The organism is Kitasatospora sp. NPDC058170, assembly GCF_042883905.1.
Lineage (GTDB): Bacteria > Actinomycetota > Actinomycetes > Streptomycetales > Streptomycetaceae > Kitasatospora.
Map to the genome: position 1 here is coordinate 204,558 of NZ_JBHVUV010000011.1, position 17,052 is coordinate 221,609.

Consider the following 17,052-nt stretch of genomic DNA (forward strand, 5'->3'; position numbering starts at 1 on the left):
CGGCGGTTACTCGTTGGCCGGTGGCCGGGCCGCGCCCCATAGGATGGGTCCACAGACCAAGAGGACGGGAGCGCCGAGCCGGCTGCTCCTGCCCGGGCCCGGCACCGCCTGAGCGCGTCGCCGGGCCTCACCAGAACTCACCCTTGAGGATCGCTGCATGCCTGGCATCACGCGCGAGGAGGTCGCCCACCTCGCTCGGCTGTCGCGTCTTGAGTTGCAGGCCGAAGAGTTGGACCACTTCGCCGAGCAGCTCGACGTGATCATCGGCGCGGTCGCCCGCGTTTCCGAGGTCGCCGGACAGGACGTCCCGCCGACCTCCCACCCGCTGCCGCTGACCAACGTCATGCGCGCGGACGAGGTGCGGCCGTCGCTCACCCCGGACCAGGCGCTGGCCGGCGCCCCGGCCGCCGAGGAGCAGCGTTTCCGTGTGCCGCAGATCCTCGGGGAGGACTGACCCACCATGACCGACCTGATCCACTACACCGCCGCCGAGACCGCCTCCGCGATCTCCAAGGGCGAGGTCTCCGCCGTCGAGGTCGCCCAGGCCCACCTGGACCGCATCGGCGCCGTCGACCAGAAGGTCAACGCCTTCCTGCACGTCGACACCGAGGGCGCGCTGAGCGCCGCCCGCGCCGTCGACGAGAAGCGCGCCAAGGGCGAGGAGCTGGGCCCGCTGGCCGGCGTCCCGCTCGCGCTGAAGGACGTCTTCACCACCAAGGGCGTGCCGACCACCTGCGGCTCCAAGATCCTCGAGGGCTGGATCCCGCCGTACGACGCCACGCTGACCACGCGTCTCAAGGACGCCGGCGTCGTGATCCTCGGCAAGACCAACATGGACGAGTTCGCGATGGGCTCCTCCACCGAGAACTCCGCCTACGGCGTGACCGGCAACCCGTGGGACCTCTCCCGGATCCCCGGCGGCTCGGGCGGCGGTTCGGCCGCCGCGCTGGCCGCCTTCGAGGCCCCGCTGGCGATCGGCACCGACACCGGCGGCTCGATCCGCCAGCCCGGCGCCGTCACCGGCACGGTCGGCGTCAAGCCGACCTACGGCTCGGTCTCCCGCTACGGCCTGGTCGCGTTCTCGTCCTCGCTGGACCAGGGCGGCCCCTGCGCCCGCACCGTGCTGGACGCGGCGCTGCTGCACGAGGCGATCGCCGGGCACGACCCGCTGGACTCCACCTCGATCAACGCGCCCGTCCCGGCCGTGGTCGAGGCCGCCAAGCTGCGCGACGTGCGCGGCATGCGGATCGGCGTGGTCAAGGAGTTCGCCGGCGAGGGCTACCAGGCCGGCGTGATGCAGCGCTTCAACGAGTCCGTGGAGCTGCTGCGCGAGCTGGGCGCCGAGGTCGTCGAGGTCTCCTGCCCGTCCTTCACCCTGGCGCTGCCGGCGTACTACCTGATCGCGCCCAGCGAGGCCTCCTCCAACCTGGCCCGCTTCGACGCGATGCGCTACGGCCTGCGGGTCGGCGACGACGGCACCCGCTCCGCCGAGGACGTCACCGCCCTCACCCGCGAGGCCGGCTTCGGCCCCGAGGTGAAGCGCCGCATCATCCTGGGCACCTACGCCCTCTCCTCGGGCTACTACGACGCCTACTACGGCTCGGCCCAGAAGGTCCGCACGCTCATCTCGCGCGACTTCGACGCCGCCTTCGCCGGCGTGGACGTGCTGGTCTCCCCGACCACCCCGACCACCGCCTTCCCGATCGGCGAGCGCGCCGACGACCCGATGGCGATGTACCTGGCCGACCTCTGCACGATTCCGTCGAACCTCGCGGGCAACGCGGCCATGTCGCTGCCCTGCGGGCTCGCCCCGGAGGACAATCTCCCGGTCGGCCTGCAGATCATCGCACCCGCGATGGCGGACGACCGCCTGTACCGCGTGGGCGGCGCCGTCGAGGCCGCACTCAACGACAAGTGGGGGCACACCCTGCTGGAGGAGGCACCGGCACTGTGAGCAAGATCGAGAAGGCCAAGGGCTTCAAGCACAGCAAGCCCGGCCTGTGGCTGTCCATCGGCACCAGCGCCTTCGGCGCGGTGTCGATCGTCAAGGACGTCAAGCGCGCCCGCGGCGAGAACGACACGCTCAAGCTGATCAACGCCCTGGTCGGCGCCGCCGCCCTGGTCACCGGTACGGCCCTGCTGGTGCGCGAGCTGCGCCGCCTCGGCGACGACGACGTCCTGCTGGGCTGAGCGCCCCGGCCCGGCCCCGCGCGAGCGGCGGCCGGGCCCGTACCTCCCAAAGACTTTTTAGTGAAGGGGACGCTGTGAGCGTCAAGAACCTGGTCTCCTACGAGGACGCTCTCGCGTCGTACGACCCGGTGATGGGCCTGGAGGTCCACGTCGAGCTGGGCACCAAGACCAAGATGTTCTGCGGTTGCTCGACCGAGCTGGGCGCCGAGCCGAACAGCCAGGTCTGCCCGACCTGCCTCGGCCTGCCCGGCTCGCTGCCGGTGGTCAACGCGATCGGTGTGGAGTCGGCCGTCAAGATCGGCCTGGCGCTGAACTGCGAGATCGCCGAGTGGTGCCGGTTCGCGCGGAAGAACTACTTCTACCCGGACATGCCGAAGAACTTCCAGACCTCGCAGTACGACGAGCCGATCGCCTTCAACGGCTACCTCGACGTGCAGCTGGAGGACGGCTCGACCTTCCGGGTGGAGATCGAGCGCGCCCACATGGAGGAGGACACCGGCAAGTCCACCCACGTCGGCGGTGCCACCGGCCGCATCCACGGCGCCTCGCACTCGCTGCTGGACTACAACCGGGCCGGCATCCCGCTGATCGAGATCGTCACCAAGCCGATCGAGGGCGCCGGCGAGCGCGCCCCCGAGGTCGCCAAGGCGTACGTGGCCGAGCTGCGCGAGCTGATCAAGGCGCTGGGCGTCTCCGAGGCCCGGATGGACAAGGGCCAGATGCGCTGCGACGTCAACCTGTCGCTGCGCCCCAACGGCACCACGACCTTCGGCACCCGCTCCGAGACCAAGAACGTCAACTCGCTGCGCAGCGTCGAGCGGGCCGCCCGGTTCGAGATCCAGCGGCACGCCACCGTGCTGACCGACGGCGGCACGATCATCCAGGAGACCCGGCACTTCCACGAGGAGGACGGCTCCACCACCTCCGGCCGGATCAAGGACAACGCCGAGGACTACCGCTACTTCCCCGAGCCCGACCTGGTGCCGATCGCGCCCGCGCGGGAGTGGGTCGAGGAGCTGCGCGCCGGGCTGCCCGAGCTGCCGCGGGTGCGCCGCGCCCGGCTGCAGGCCGACTGGGGCCTGTCGGACAAGGACATGCAGTCGGTGCTGAACGCCGGTGCGGTCGAGCCGATCCTGGAGACCATCGCCGCCGGCGCCCCGGCCGACCAGGCCCGCAAGTGGTGGATGGGCGAGCTGGCCCGCCGGGCCAACGAGACCGGCACCGAGCTGAGCGAGCAGCCGATCACCCCGGCGCAGGTCGCCCGGGTCACCGCGCTGGTCGCCGAGGGCAAGCTGAACGACAAGCTGGCCCGCCAGGTCATCGAGGCCGTGCTGGCCGGCGAGGGCGAGCCGGACGAGGTCGTCGAGAAGCGCGGCCTGGCCGTGGTCTCGGACGACTCCGCGCTCGGTGCCGCCGTCGACGAGGCCATCGCCGGCAACGAGGCGATCGCCGCCAAGATCCGCGACGGCAAGGTCGCGGCCGTGGGCGCGCTGGTCGGCGCGGTCATGAAGGCCACCCGGGGCCAGGCCGACGCGGCGCGCGTCAAGGACCTGATTTTGGAGCGCCTCGGCGTCGACGCCGATCAGTAGGAACTGTCCGCAGAACCGCGGTTCTGCCTATGGTTCTAAGGCATCTAAGGCCTTCTAAGGCACCTTAGGCCGACTCAGGGCCCGGATTCACCTCGTAAGTGGGGTGGATCCGGGCCTTTGCCGTACCCGGGGTACCGGGTCTAAGCCGAAGGCCGCCCGCAAGATCCGGCAGGCTGCCGATGCGGCACCCCCCGCTGGGAGAGGAATCTTTACCTCAGAACGAGAGAACACCACGAGGGGAAACACCGTGATCGAGTACGAGCTCATCCAGCAGCACCAGCGGGAGCTGCGCCACCGCGCCGAGCAGGAACGGCTGGTCCTCCAGGCCAGGGCCCCGCGGGCCGGGCGCGGACTGCGCCGCCTGGTCACCACCCGCACCGAGCGGCGCGCCGCTCACCTCCGCGAGTGCTGACAGACCGGCACCCCTCGGGTGCCGAGCGGGAGAAGGAAGGGGAGGTGCCCACCGGCGCCTCCCCTTCCGGCCGTCCGGGGGACGGGATATCCGCTCGGCCTGCCGAGTGGGCCTATGGCATGCTCGCATCCATGCAGCAGATATCGGTGAGTCCCGTCTTCGTCGGCCGTGGCACCGAGATCACCGCACTGGGGGAGGCGCTGCGGCGCGCCGGGGCGGGCAGCCCGCAGGCCGTGCTGATCGGCGGCGAGGCGGGCGTCGGCAAGACCCGGCTGCTGGAGGAGTTCCTGCAACAGGCCGGCGACGGCGGCGGACGGGTCGTCACCACCGTCGGCGGCTGCCTGGAGGTCGGGGCCGAGGGCCTGCCGTACGCGCCGCTGTCCACCGCGCTGCGCCGGCTGCACCGAGCCCTGGGCGCCGAGCTGGAGGCCGCCGCCGAGGGCAGCGAGGGTCACCTCGCCCGGCTGCTGCCCGACTTCGGCGAGGCCGACGGCGAGCCCAACGACGAGTACGGCCGAGCCCGGCTGTTCGAGCACACCGCGAGGCTGTTCGAGCGACTCGGCGTGGACCGTACCCTCGTCCTCGCCGTCGAGGACCTGCACTGGTCCGACCGCTCCACCCGCGAGCTGTTCGCGTACCTGGTCCGCACCCTGCACCGGGCCCGGGTCCTGCTGGTCGCCACCTACCGCACCGACGACCTGCACCGCCGCCACCCGCTGCGGCCCTTCCTCGCCGAGCTCGAACGGCTGCGCACCGTCCAGCGGCTGGAGCTGGAGCGCTTCCGCCACGACGAGGTCGCCGCGCAGCTGGCCGGCATCCTCGGCACCACCGCGCCCGACAGCCAGCTGGTCGACCGCATCCACCGCCGCTCCGAGGGCAACCCGTTCTTCGTGGAGGAGCTCGCCACCGCCTTCCAGGACGGCTGCTTCTCCGGACTGACCGACTCGCTGCGCGACATCCTGCTGGTCCGGGTCGAGGGGCTGGACGAGGAGACCCAGCGGGTCCTGCGGATCGCCGCGGAGGGCGGCTCCTACGTCGAACACGCGCTGCTCGCCGCCGTCCTGGACGACGAGGAGGAGCTGATCGAGTCGCTGCGGACCGCCGTCGGCGCCAACATCCTGCGCCCGGACACGGACGGCGACGGCTACCGCTTCCGGCACGCGCTGGTCCGCGAGGCCGTCTCGGACGACCTGCTGCCCGGCGAGCGGCACCGGATCAACCGCCACTTCGCCACCGCCCTGGAGGCGCAGCCCCACCTGGTCGCCTGCGACGTGCGCCCGGCCCGGCTGGCCAACTACTGGTACCACGCGCACGATCCGGCGAGGGCCCTGCCGACCGCCCTGGACGCCGCCCGGGCCGCCCGGCGGCGCAACGCCTTCGCCGAGCAGCTGGGCATGCTGGAGCGCGCCCTGGAGCTGTGGGACCAGGTGTCCGAGGACGTCCTGGAGCACACCCTGCGCCCCTACGACTGGGCCGAGACCTACCCGCCCTGCGGCTGCGACCACGACACGCACGACGCGTCCTGCGCCCGGCTGCAGCTGATCGACGTACTGGCCGAGGCGGTGGTCGCGGCCCGCCGCAGCGGGGACCGCGAGCGCGGGCTGAGCCTGTCCCGGCGCGCACTGAAGCTGGTCGACGAGCAGGAGAACCCGGCCCGCGCCGCCTGGTTCCGGATCAACCGGGCCCGGATGCTCGGCCATCTGCGCCGCTCCGGCGACGACGAGGAGATCGCGCACGCCCACCGGCTGGTCGAGAACCTCGCGCCGTCCGCCGTCCAGGCCGAGGTGTTCGCGCTCGGCGCCGGCGTCGCGATGCTCAAGAACCCCGGGCCGGAGCACATCGAACTCGCCGAGCGGGCCGCCGCGATCGCCCGGCAGGTCGGCGCCCACTCGGTCGAGCAGCACGCCCGGATGACCCTCTCCAGCCTGCACAACGACCTCGGCAACGACCCGGACGCGGCCGTCGCCGAACTGACCGCGGCGGTGGAGGCCACCCGCCGGCTCGGGGTGCCCGACGTCCTGCTGCGCGGGATCAACAACCTGGCCAGCATGCTGCGCGGGCTGGGCCGGTCCGAGGAGGCCGTGGCCCTCGCCAGGGAGGGGCTGGAGGCGGCCGACAGCACCGGGCTGCTGCGCAACACCGGCACCATCCTGATCGGCAACCTGGCCGAGGCGCTGATCGACCTCGGCCGCACCGAGGAGGCCGCCCGGGTGCTGGCCGACTCCGAGGCGACCCGCCCGCACGGCACCCACGCGGAGTTCCTGGACCGGATGCGCGGCGAACTCGCCCTGCTGGGCGGGGACCTGGCCGCCGCGACCGGGATGCTGGCGCAGGCCCGGGCGGCCAACCGGATCGGCCAGCTCCAGCACTCGGTGCCGATCAGCCGGCTGGCCGTGCGGATCGCCGCCCTGAGCGGGCGCCCGCTGGAGGCCCGGGCCGAGCTGCTGGCGGCGCTGGAGCTCCCGATCGGGTACGAGGCCGACCTCTACCCGCTGCTGGTGGAGGGCGCCTCGGTGGAGGCCGACTGCCGGGGCCTGCCGGAGGCCGAGGCGGGCCGCGCCGACGTGCTGGCCAGGATCGCCGCGGCGGCCGCCGGGCTGACCCCCAAGGCGCCGCTGCACCGCGGCTGGGCCCGGCTGCTGGAGGCCGAACTGGCCCGCGCCGAGGGCGCCGACACCCCGGCGCAGTGGGCGGCCGCGGTCGAGGCGCTGCGCCCGACCGCACTGGCGTACCCGCTGGCCTGGGCGCTGCTGCGGGCCGCCGAGGCCGAGGTGCTGGCCGGCCGCCGCGAGGAGGCCGGCGAACTGCTGCGCGAGGCACGGAAGCTGGCCAAGGCCAGGGGCGACGCCCCGCTGCTGGCCGAGATCGCCGCCCTGGCCGACCGGGCCGGCCTGGCGCTCACCGCGCGCCGCGCCGCCCCCGCCAAGGCCCCCCTCGCGGGGGAGTCCCTCGGCCTCACCCCCCGTGAGCGGGACGTGCTCCGACTGCTCGCCCGGGGCCGTACCAACCGGCAGATCGCCGAGGAGCTGTACATCTCGCCGAAGACCGCGAGCGTGCACGTCTCCAACATCCTCGGCAAGTTGGAGGTGGCCGGCCGGGGCGAGGCGGCCGCGCTGGCCCACCGCCTGCGGCTCTTCCCGGAGGACCTCGCCCCGGCCGGGCGCTGATCCGCCGGCACGCCGCCGGACCGCGCCCCCGCTGCGGTCCGGCGCCGGGCGCCGCCGCGTGCTCCCGTGCGCGCCGCGTGAGCCCCCGCCCACGCGCCGCCGCCAACCGGGCCGATCCGGCGGAATCGGGTGCAATTCCCCACCCCCGCACCATTACTCTAAGTTGAGTGTGCGTGTCATTGAGTGACCGAAGTGGTGTAGGGTCCCACCAGGGAACATCGGTGCGGTGCGGCGGTCGGAAGGCCGCCCACCCCCTGGGCCACCGCCCTGACGGGGCGCCAGGTCACCGCGTACGGCCACCTGGTGCGCGGCCGGTGGACCGTGGCCGGGGCGCGAGGCCCCGGGCCGGAGGGGGAGAGGCCGAGTGAGCTCCACCGATGCGGTGCTGCCCGGAGCCGGACGGCCCGGCGTACCGGAATCCGACGCGTCCACGACCGACCCGGGCGGGCCGGGCGGCCCGGTCCGCAGGCTGCTGCACAGCCGCGGCCTGCCCGGAGTCGCGCTCGGCGCGCTCTGCCTGACCTACGCGCTGGGCGCGTCCCTCGGCTGGGGATCCCCCCAACTCTCGGTCTTCATGGGGGACTTCGGCCTGGCCGCGGCCGCCCTCGCGGCCGCGCTGTCCTGCCTCGCCTACGGCTGCGCGGTCGGCGGCCACGCCCGCCCGGCCTGGCTGCTGTTCGGCCTCTCCTCGCTGATGGTCTCCTTCGGCAACGGCACCTGGGGCTGGTACGAGCTGGTGGAGGGCACCCCGCTGCCCCAGGACTCGCTCGCCGAGTACGCCTTCCTGCTGTTCGCCCCGCTCGCCATCACCGGCGTGCTGGTGCTCGCCCAGCGCCCGCGCAGCGCGGCCGGCTGGCTCTGCCTGCTGCTCGACGGCTGGCTGGTGGCCGGCTCGCTGTTCACCCTGAGCTGGAGCCTGGCGCTCGGGCGCACCGCCGCCGGCGAGGTCGGCTCCCCGCTGCGCCTGGCCCTCAACCTGGCCTACCCCGTCCTCGACATCCTGCTGGTCAGCCTGGTCGTCGGGCTGCGCTTCGGCGGCCGGGACGGCAACCGGGCGGCGGTGCACACCGCGATGGTGGGCCTGGCCGTCACCGTGCTCTGCGACGCCCTGTTCACCTCGCCCGAGCTGCGGGTCAGCTACCACTCGGGCGAGCTGCTGGACGCCGGCTGGTTCGCCGGCAGCCTGCTGCTGGCCTGGGCGCCGTGGTCGCCGCGCTGGCGCCGCCCGCTGCGCGAGCACCCCTCGGTCGGCGGCCTGCCGCGCCGCCGGGTGGCCACCACCTTCAGCGCGCTCACCCCGTACGCGGCGGCCGCGGTCTGCACCGCCGGGATCCTCTACAACGCCCTCGGCGGGCGGACGCTGGACCGCGTGGTGGCCGCCGCCGCCTGCACCGTCGGCCTCGCGCTGATCCTGCGGCAGGGCGTGATGCTGCTCGACAACCTCTCGCTGGCGCAGGAACTCGCCCACAAGGAGGCGCACTTCCGCTCCCTGGTGCAGGGCTCCAGTGACGTCATCATGATCGCCGGCGCCAACGGCGTGCTCTCCTACGTCTCCCCGGCCGCGCTCGGCGTCTACGGCCGCGACCCGGAGGAGCTGGTTGGCGGGAACCTGCTCGACCTGGTCCACCCCGAGGACGTGGACCGGGTGCTGCTGGAGGTCCGCCGCTTCCTCGCCCGCGGCCGGCGCGCGGCCCACCGCAACCCGGGCGCCGCCGAGCCCTCCGCCCGGGTGGAGTGCCGGATCAGCTCCGGCGGCGGTGAGTGGCTGCACGTCGAGTCCACCGTCAACCGGTACCGCGACGGCCTGATCCTCAACAGCCGGGACGTCACCGAACGCGTGATACTCCAGGCCCAGTTGCAGCACAACGCCTTCCACGACCCGCTCACCGACCTGCCCAACCGGGCGCTGTTCTCGCAGCGGGTGCGGGCCGCACTCGGCGCGCGCGGACAGCAGGGCGGGAGCGGCACCGGGGTCGCGGTGCTCTTCCTCGACCTGGACGGCTTCAAGGCCGTCAACGACAGCGCCGGCCACCAGGTCGGCGACGAGCTGCTGGTGCAGGCCGCCCGCCGGCTCCAGGGCGCGGTGCGCTGCGGGGACACCGTCGCCCGCTTCGGCGGCGACGAGTTCGCCGCCCTGGTCTGCGGCCCGCTCGGCCGGCTGCAGGTCCAGGAGCTCGCCGAGCGGCTGCGGGTCGCACTCTCCGAGCCGTACTGGATCGGCGGCGCCGAACTCAGCGTCGCGGCCAGCATCGGCATCGCCTTCGGCACCCCCGAGCGCGGCCCCGCGGCCGACCCGAGAGCCGCCACCGACGAGCTGATGCGCAACGCCGACCTCGCGATGTACCGGGCCAAGTCCGAGGGCAAGGGCCGGGTGGTGCTCTACACCCCGGCCATGCGCGCCGACCTGGAGCGCCGCACCGAACTGGAGGAGCGGCTGCGGGTGGCCGTCCGCGAGGGCGGCTTCACGCTGCTCCACCAGCCGGTGGTGGACCTCGTCAACGGCGCCGTGGCCACCGTCGAGGCGCAGGCCCGCTGGCGCTCCGCGCAGGGCCTGCTGCTCACCCCCGCCGAGTTCCTGCGCTCGGCCGAGTTCGGCGACGCGGCCACCCGGTTCTCCCGTTGGCTGATCCACGAGGCGGTGTCGGCGGCGGTGCTGCGGCGCGCGGCGGCGGGCCGGGTCCGCCCGGCACCGGCACCGGCGCCCGTCCCGGTCTCGGTCCGGCTCTCCGCCGAGCGGCTCTGCTCGCCCGGCATGTACGAGGCCGTGGTGGCGGCGCTGCGCGACACCGGCCTGCCCGCCACCCAGCTGGTGATCGAGGTGGCCCGGATGGGCCCGGACACGCTGGCGGACGAGCTCGGCCGCCGGCTGGCGGCCCTGCGCAGGCTCGGCGTCTCCACCGCGCTGGCCGGCTTCGGCGCGGGCAGCGGCTCGCTCGGCGCACTGGCCCGGCTGCCCTTCGACGGGCTCAAGCTGGACCGCACGCTCGTCCAGGACCTGGGGGAGTCCGCCCTCAGCCGGACGCTCGCCGGGCACGCCCTGCGCCTGGGCCGCGACCTCGGGCTGGTGACCGCCGCCGAGGGGGTCGACCTGCCGCGCCAGCTCTCCGCCCTCCAGGAGCTGGGCTGCCGCCAGGGCCAGGGTTCGGCCTTCGCCCCGCCGCTCGACGAGACCCGGCTGCGCCGCGCCCTGGCCCGCCGGGTGTACCCCCTGCCGAGACCGCTCGGCTCGCTCTCGGCCCGCCGGGCGTACCTCGCCGCCGACACCCGGACGAGTGGCCGCGGGGAGGGCGGGCCGACGCGTGTCGCACATCACCACGGGGCCTCCGACCTGCCGGAACACCGCGCCGTGGCAGGTCCGGGCCACGGTCCGCATGGCGAGACTGTCGTCCCACCTGCTTGACAGTCGCCCCCGCACGGGAGGAAGGTCGTTGCCATGCGCACCCGAATTCTCGTACTTGGCGGGCGCGTCGGCTGAGCGGGCCTGAACGTCCCGCTTGTGACAGACCGACGCGCCACCCCTCGCATGCCCTTGGCACGAGGGGTTTTTTGTTGCACTGACGCTGTTCCACCACCGCAAGACCCCTGGCTCCAGCCGCCCTCACCGCCCCGATCTCGTGGGAAAAGGGGGACGATTGGGGCAGAGCCGGCGATCGGCCCGAACCGGATAGAACCCTCGCTACCCCGGGCCGGCAGAACCCGAGAAGAGACAGGCAGATGACTGAGCACGCCGCATCCCCCCGCCGCGGGGACACCCCGGCCGCCCACGCTCCCGCTCCCCAGCACGTCGTCGAGACCATGACCGGCGCCCAGTCGCTCATCCGCTCGCTGGAGGCCGTGGGCGCGGACACCGTCTTCGGCATCCCGGGCGGGGCCATCCTTCCCGCGTACGACCCGCTGATGGACTCGACCAAGGTGCGCCACATCCTGGTCCGCCACGAGCAGGGCGCCGGCCACGCCGCCACCGGCTTCGCCCAGGCGACCGGCCGGGTCGGCGTCTGCATGGCCACCTCCGGCCCCGGCGCGACCAACCTGGTGACCCCGATCGCCGACGCCTACATGGACTCGGTCCCGCTGGTGGCCATCACCGGCCAGGTCTCCTCCAAGGCGATCGGCACCGACGCCTTCCAGGAGGCGGACATCTGCGGCATCACGATGCCGATCACCAAGCACAACTTCCTGGTGACCGACCCGGCCGAGATCCCCCGGGTGATCGCCGAGGCCTTCCACATCGCCGCCACCGGCCGCCCCGGCCCGGTCCTGGTCGACATCGCCAAGGACGCGCTGCAGGCCACCACCACCTTCCGTTGGCCGGCGGAGACCTCGCTGCCCGGCTACCGCCCGGTCACCAAGCCGCACGCCAAGCAGATCCGCGAGGCCGCGAAGATGCTGGTGGGCGCCAAGCGCCCGGTGCTGTACGTCGGCGGCGGCGTGCTCAAGGCGAACGCCACGGCCGAGCTGCGGATCCTGGCCGAGCTGACCGGCGCCCCGGTGGTCACCACCCTGATGGCGCTCGGCGCCTTCCCCGACAGCCACCCGCAGCACCTGGGCATGCCCGGCATGCACGGCACCGTCCCGGCCGTCACCGCGCTGCAGAAGTCCGACCTGCTGTTCACCCTCGGTGCCCGCTTCGACGACCGCGTCACCGGCAAGCTGGACAGCTTCGCCCCGTACGCCAAGATCGTCCACGCCGACATCGACCCGGCCGAGATCGGCAAGAACCGCCCGGCCGACGTGCCGATCGTCGGCGACGCACGCGAGGTGCTGGCCGACCTGATCGTCGCCGTCCAGGCCGAGTTCGACGCCGGCCACAAGGGCGACTACGCGGACTGGTGGGTCAAGCTCAACGAGTGGAAGAAGACCTACCCGCTGGGCTACGAGCCGGCCCCCGCCGGGGAGCTCTCCCCGCAGCAGGTCATCGAGCGGATCGGCCAGCTGGTCGGCCCGGAGGCGATCTACGCCGCGGGCGTCGGCCAGCACCAGATGTGGAGCTCGCAGTTCATCCAGTTCGAGAAGCCGGCCACCTGGCTGAACTCGGGCGGCGCGGGCACCATGGGCTACGCGGTGCCGGCCGCGATGGGCGCCAAGGCGGGCCGCCCGGAGGCGGCGGTCTGGGCGATCGACGGCGACGGCTGCTTCCAGATGACCAACCAGGAGCTGGTCACCTGCGCGCTCAACGACATCCCGATCAAGGTCGCGGTCATCAACAACGGTTCGCTGGGCATGGTCCGCCAGTGGCAGACCCTGTTCTACAACCAGCGCTACTCCAACACCGTGCTGCACGCCGGCCCGGGCCACGACGGCATCGAGCCGCCGGCCCAGGGCACCCGGATCCCCGACTTCGTGCTGCTCTCCGAGGCGATGGGCTGCGTCGGCCTGCGCTGCGAGCGCCCGGAGGACCTGGACGCGGTGATCAAGCAGGCGATGGAGATCAACGACCGCCCGGTGGTCATCGACTTCATCGTCCACCAGGACGCCATGGTCTGGCCGATGGTCGCGGCCGGCACCAGCAACGACGAGATCCAGTTCGCCAAGGGCGTCCGGCCCGACTTCGGCGACGACCTCGACTGAAGCCCCCCTCCAGAACGACCAAGGGAACAGAGACCCCATGTCCAAGCACACCCTCTCCGTCCTGGTCGAGAACAAGCCCGGCGTGCTCGCCCGCATCGCCTCGCTGTTCTCCCGACGGGGCTTCAACATCGACTCCCTCGCCGTCGGCCCGACCGAGCACCCGGACATCTCCCGGATGACGATCGTGGTCAACGTCGAGGACCTCCCGCTGGAGCAGGTCACCAAGCAGCTCAACAAGCTCGTGAACGTGATAAAGATCGTCGAACTCGACCAGTCCGCTGCGATCCAGCGGGAACTGGTCCTGGTGAAGGTCCGGGCGGACAACGAGACCCGGTCCCAGATCGTCGAGATCGTCCAGCTGTTCCGTGCCAAGACCGTCGACGTGTCCCCCGACGCGGTGACCATCGAGGCCACCGGCAGCTCGGACAAGCTGGAGGCCATGCTCCGGATGCTGGAGCCGTACGGCATCAAGGAACTGGTCCAGTCCGGTCTGGTCGCCATCGGGCGAGGCGCCCGTTCGATCACCGACCGCTCGCTGCGTGCCCTCGACCGCAGCGCGTAGGCGCCGGCGGCGCCGCACGCGGCGCGCCCGTCTCACACCCTGAAGCAACGTCCCACACCCCGCCGGGTCCGCATTACGGTAGGAACCGCAGTACCCGGCAACACCACCACGCAAGGAGATGTGCCCCCGTGGCCGAGCTGTTCTACGAAGACGACGCCGACCTGTCCATCATCCAGGGCCGCAAGGTCGCGGTCATCGGCTACGGCAGCCAGGGCCACGCCCACGCGCTGTCCCTGCGCGACTCGGGCGCGGACGTCCGGGTCGGCCTGAAGGCGGACTCCAAGTCCCGTGCCAAGGCGGAGGAGGCCGGCCTGCGCGTCGTCACCCCGGCCGAGGCCGCGGCCGAGGCCGACGTCATCATGATCCTGGTGCCGGACCCGATCCAGGCCGACGTCTACGAGGAGTCCATCGCGCCGCACCTGAAGGCGGGCGACGCCCTGTTCTTCGGCCACGGCCTGAACATCCGCTTCGGCTTCATCAAGCCGCCGACCGACGTCGACGTCTGCATGGTCGCCCCGAAGGGCCCGGGCCACCTCGTCCGCCGCCAGTACGAGGAGGGTCGCGGCGTCCCCGCGATCGTCGCCGTCGAGCAGGACGCCTCCGGCAAGGCCCTGGAGCTGGCGCTGTCCTACGCCAAGGGCATCGGCGCCACCAAGGCCGGCGTCATCAAGACCACCTTCACCGAGGAGACCGAGACCGACCTGTTCGGTGAGCAGGCCGTCCTCTGCGGTGGCACCGCCGCCCTGGTGAAGGCCGGCTTCGAGACCCTGGTCGAGGCCGGCTACCAGCCGGAGATCGCCTACTTCGAGTGCCTGCACGAGCTGAAGCTCATCGTCGACCTGATGTACGAGGGCGGCCTGGAGAAGATGCGCTGGTCGGTCTCCGAGACCGCCGAGTGGGGCGACTACGTCACCGGCCCCCGCATCATCACCGACGCCACCAAGGCCGAGATGAAGAAGGTCCTCACCGAGATCCAGGACGGCACCTTCGCCAACACCTGGATCGCCGAGTACAAGGCCGGCCTGCCCAAGTACAACGAGTACAAGAAGGCCGACGAGGACCACCTGCTGGAGACCACCGGCAAGAAGCTGCGCAAGCTGATGAGCTGGGTCAAGGAAGAGGCCTGAGCCTCCCCGGGACCACGCCCCCGCGCGTAACTCCCTTGTACAACTAGGCTGCTCCCGTCCGGGTGATTTCGCCGGACGGGAGCAGCCTGGCACCCAGCCCGTCGATACACTTCCGAGTGCGCGTCAGGCCCACAGCGTCGTGCGTCTACCTACGCGGCATGCCACCTTCCCCCCGCCTTCCACGCCACCTACGTGCCGGGGAGAACCGGACAGTTAAGGACAACACTGTCGTGAGCAAATCCGTCGTTCTGATCGCCGAAGAGCTGTCGCCCGCCACCGTCGACGCCCTCGGGCCCGACTTCGAGATCCGTCACTGCAACGGCGCGGACCGCACCGAGCTGCTGACCGCGATCGCCGATGTGGACGCCATCCTGATCCGCTCCGCCACCAAGGTGGACGCGGAGGCGCTGGCCGCCGCCCGCAAGCTCAAGGTCGTCGCCCGGGCCGGTGTCGGCCTGGACAACGTGGACGTCTCCGCCGCCACCAAGGCCGGCGTGATGGTCGTCAACGCGCCGACCTCCAACATCGTCACCGCCGCCGAGCTGGCCTGCGGCCTGCTGATCTCGGTCGCCCGCAACATCGCGCCGGCCAACGCCGCGCTCAAGCAGGGCGAGTGGAAGCGCAACAAGTACACCGGCGTCGAGCTGAGCGAGAAGGTCCTCGGCGTCGTCGGCCTCGGCCGGATCGGCGTGCTGGTCGCCCAGCGGATGTCCGCCTTCGGCATGAAGATCGTCGCGTACGACCCCTACATCCAGGCCGCCCGCGCGGCCCAGATGGGCGTCAAGCTGGTCTCGCTGGAGGAGCTGCTGGAGGTCTCGGACTTCATCACCGTCCACCTCCCGAAGACCCCGGAGACCCTCGGCCTGATCGGCGACGAGGCGCTGCACAAGGTCAAGCCGACCGTGCGCATCGTCAACGCCGCGCGCGGCGGCATCGTGGACGAGGCCGCGCTCGCCAGCGCCCTGCGCGACGGCCGGGTGGCCGGCGCGGGCCTGGACGTGTACGCCAAGGAGCCGTGCACCGACTCCCCGCTGTTCGCCTTCGACAACGTGGTCGCCACCCCGCACCTGGGCGCCTCCACCGACGAGGCGCAGGAGAAGGCCGGTATCGCGGTCGCCAAGTCGGTCCGCCTGGCGCTGGCCGGCGAGCTGGTACCGGACGCGGTCAACGTCCAGGGCGGCGTGATCGCCGAGGACGTGCGCCCGGGTCTGCCGCTGGCCGAGAAGCTCGGCCGGATCTTCACCGCGCTGGCCGGCGAGGTGGCCGTCCGGCTCGACGTCGAGGTCCGCGGCGAGATCACCCAGCACGACGTCAAGGTGCTCGAACTGTCGGCCCTCAAGGGCGTGTTCGAGGACGTGGTGGCCGAGACGGTGTCCTACGTCAACGCCCCGCTGTTCGCCCAGGAGCGCGGTGTCGAGGTGCGCCTGACCACCTCCAGCGAGAGCCTTGAGCACCGCAACGTCATCACCGTGCGCGGCACCCTGGCGGACGGCAGCGAGATCGCCATCTCCGGCACGCTGGCCGGCCCGAAGCAGACCCAGAAGATCGTCGGCGTGGACGCCTTCGACGTCGACGTGGCGCTGACGAACCACATGGCGTTCTTCAAGTACGAGGACCGCCCGGGCGTGGTCGGCGTCCTCGGCCGCCACCTCGGCGACGCCGGCATCAACATCGCCGGCATGCAGGTGGCCCGGGACGGCAGCGGCGCGCTCGCCTCCCTCACCGTGGACACCCAGATCCCGCAGGACGTGCTGACCGCGATCGCCGCCGAGATCGGCGCCCGCTTCGCCCGTTCGGTCGACCTGGGCGCCTGAGCCCCCGGGGCGCGCGTCAGGCGCGTCCGGCAGCATCCGGCAGGGCCCGGACCACCGACTCCCGGTGGTCCGGGCCCTGCCGTGTTCGAGTCCCGTTCGGCCCTCCGGGCGACTCCCGTCTCAGATACTAGGAAATCCAAGTATTCGTGCAGACAGGGCAGGGCCCGGGTCGTACGGTGGAAGGGCCAGACGGTGTGCCGCCCCTGTAGCCAGGGTGTGCGGCCCGTGTGCGCCCGTACGCGTCGAGGGCAGGCGATCCCCGCCCCGTGTACCCCTCCCCACCCTCTTCGCGCCTGCGCGCGCTGTCCCAAGGAGCCCGGTATGCCCCCCACCGCAGACCGCCACGCCACTCCCGCCCCCGCCGCCACCCCCGTCCGCGGCCCGCGCCGCCGCCGGGCGACCGAGCGGAGCCCCTTCGCCGCCGCCGCCCTGCAGCGCGCGCTGGACCGCCGTGACAACGGCGGCGCGACGGGCCACCACTGATGGTCGCCCCCGTTCTCCTGAGGGTCCGCTGCCGGGCGGTGGCGTTCATCCGCCGAATAGGCCGCCCGGCCTGACGCAAAGTCACTCCGGAGAGTGCAAGTAGCCCCCGTCCGAGGGAAGTTGCTCGCGCTGTCCGGCGC

The 17,052-nt window shown here is 72.6% G+C and carries 12 protein-coding genes; all 12 read left to right on the forward strand.

Features of this window, described 5'->3' with window-relative positions:
* The first annotated feature begins 157 nt into the window (after positions 1-157).
* Positions 158-454, forward strand: a complete 297-nt coding sequence (gene gatC / locus ACFVVX_RS14940; protein WP_030302932.1) for an Asp-tRNA(Asn)/Glu-tRNA(Gln) amidotransferase subunit GatC — start codon at positions 158-160, stop codon at positions 452-454.
* A gap of 6 nt (positions 455-460) precedes the next feature.
* The gene (gatA, locus tag ACFVVX_RS14945; protein ID WP_387945350.1) at positions 461-1,954 is read left to right on the forward strand and encodes an Asp-tRNA(Asn)/Glu-tRNA(Gln) amidotransferase subunit GatA; all 1,494 of its coding nucleotides are present in this window, start codon (positions 461-463) and stop codon (positions 1,952-1,954) included.
* Positions 1,951-2,190 (forward strand): hypothetical protein, encoded by a 240-nt coding sequence (locus ACFVVX_RS14950; RefSeq protein WP_387945351.1) that lies wholly within the window; start codon positions 1,951-1,953, stop codon positions 2,188-2,190. Before gatA ends, ACFVVX_RS14950 begins: the two co-directional genes overlap by 4 nt.
* Before the next feature lie 74 nt (positions 2,191-2,264).
* Entirely contained in the window at positions 2,265-3,779 is a 1,515-nt protein-coding gene (gene gatB / locus ACFVVX_RS14955) for an Asp-tRNA(Asn)/Glu-tRNA(Gln) amidotransferase subunit GatB (protein WP_387945353.1), read from the forward strand.
* 247 nt (positions 3,780-4,026) lie between these two features.
* A complete protein-coding gene (locus tag ACFVVX_RS14960; protein WP_387945355.1) occupies positions 4,027-4,191 on the forward strand; it encodes a hypothetical protein in 165 nt (54 codons plus the stop codon).
* 131 nt (positions 4,192-4,322) lie between these two features.
* Entirely contained in the window at positions 4,323-7,358 is a 3,036-nt protein-coding gene (locus ACFVVX_RS14965; RefSeq protein WP_387945357.1) for an AAA family ATPase, read from the forward strand.
* Between the two features lie 469 nt (positions 7,359-7,827).
* Positions 7,828-10,758, forward strand: coding sequence for a putative bifunctional diguanylate cyclase/phosphodiesterase (locus ACFVVX_RS14970; protein WP_387945408.1), 2,931 nt, complete (start codon positions 7,828-7,830; stop codon positions 10,756-10,758).
* 314 nt (positions 10,759-11,072) lie between these two features.
* Positions 11,073-12,926, forward strand: coding sequence for an acetolactate synthase large subunit (locus tag ACFVVX_RS14975; RefSeq protein ID WP_387945359.1), 1,854 nt, complete (start codon positions 11,073-11,075; stop codon positions 12,924-12,926).
* 37 nt (positions 12,927-12,963) lie between these two features.
* Positions 12,964-13,488 carry an acetolactate synthase small subunit gene (gene ilvN / locus ACFVVX_RS14980; RefSeq protein WP_360183991.1) on the forward strand — a complete coding sequence of 175 codons (525 nt, stop codon included), beginning with the start codon at positions 12,964-12,966 and terminating at the stop codon, positions 13,486-13,488.
* A 128-nt stretch (positions 13,489-13,616) separates the two neighbouring features.
* Positions 13,617-14,615 carry a ketol-acid reductoisomerase gene (ilvC, locus tag ACFVVX_RS14985; protein WP_387945362.1) on the forward strand — a complete coding sequence of 333 codons (999 nt, stop codon included), beginning with the start codon at positions 13,617-13,619 and terminating at the stop codon, positions 14,613-14,615.
* Between the two features lie 230 nt (positions 14,616-14,845).
* A complete protein-coding gene (gene serA / locus ACFVVX_RS14990) occupies positions 14,846-16,429 on the forward strand; it encodes a phosphoglycerate dehydrogenase (protein WP_387945364.1) in 1,584 nt (527 codons plus the stop codon).
* 321 nt (positions 16,430-16,750) lie between these two features.
* The gene (locus tag ACFVVX_RS14995) at positions 16,751-16,912 is read left to right on the forward strand and encodes a hypothetical protein (protein ID WP_387945366.1); all 162 of its coding nucleotides are present in this window, start codon (positions 16,751-16,753) and stop codon (positions 16,910-16,912) included.
* Positions 16,913-17,052: the final 140 nt, after the last annotated feature.

Excerpts from the sequence above, each read along its gene's own strand:
- ACFVVX_RS14995 (WP_387945366.1), top strand. The coding sequence starts at position 16,751 with ATGCCCCCCACCGCAGACCGCCACGCCACTCCCGCCCCCGCCGCCACC.
- gatC (WP_030302932.1), top strand. The coding sequence starts at position 158 with ATGCCTGGCATCACGCGCGAGGAGGTCGCCCACCTCGCTCGGCTGTCG.
- ACFVVX_RS14975 (WP_387945359.1), top strand. The coding sequence starts at position 11,073 with ATGACTGAGCACGCCGCATCCCCCCGCCGCGGGGACACCCCGGCCGCC.
- gatA (WP_387945350.1), top strand. The coding sequence starts at position 461 with ATGACCGACCTGATCCACTACACCGCCGCCGAGACCGCCTCCGCGATC.
- ilvN (WP_360183991.1), top strand. The coding sequence starts at position 12,964 with ATGTCCAAGCACACCCTCTCCGTCCTGGTCGAGAACAAGCCCGGCGTG.
- ACFVVX_RS14965 (WP_387945357.1), top strand. The coding sequence starts at position 4,323 with ATGCAGCAGATATCGGTGAGTCCCGTCTTCGTCGGCCGTGGCACCGAG.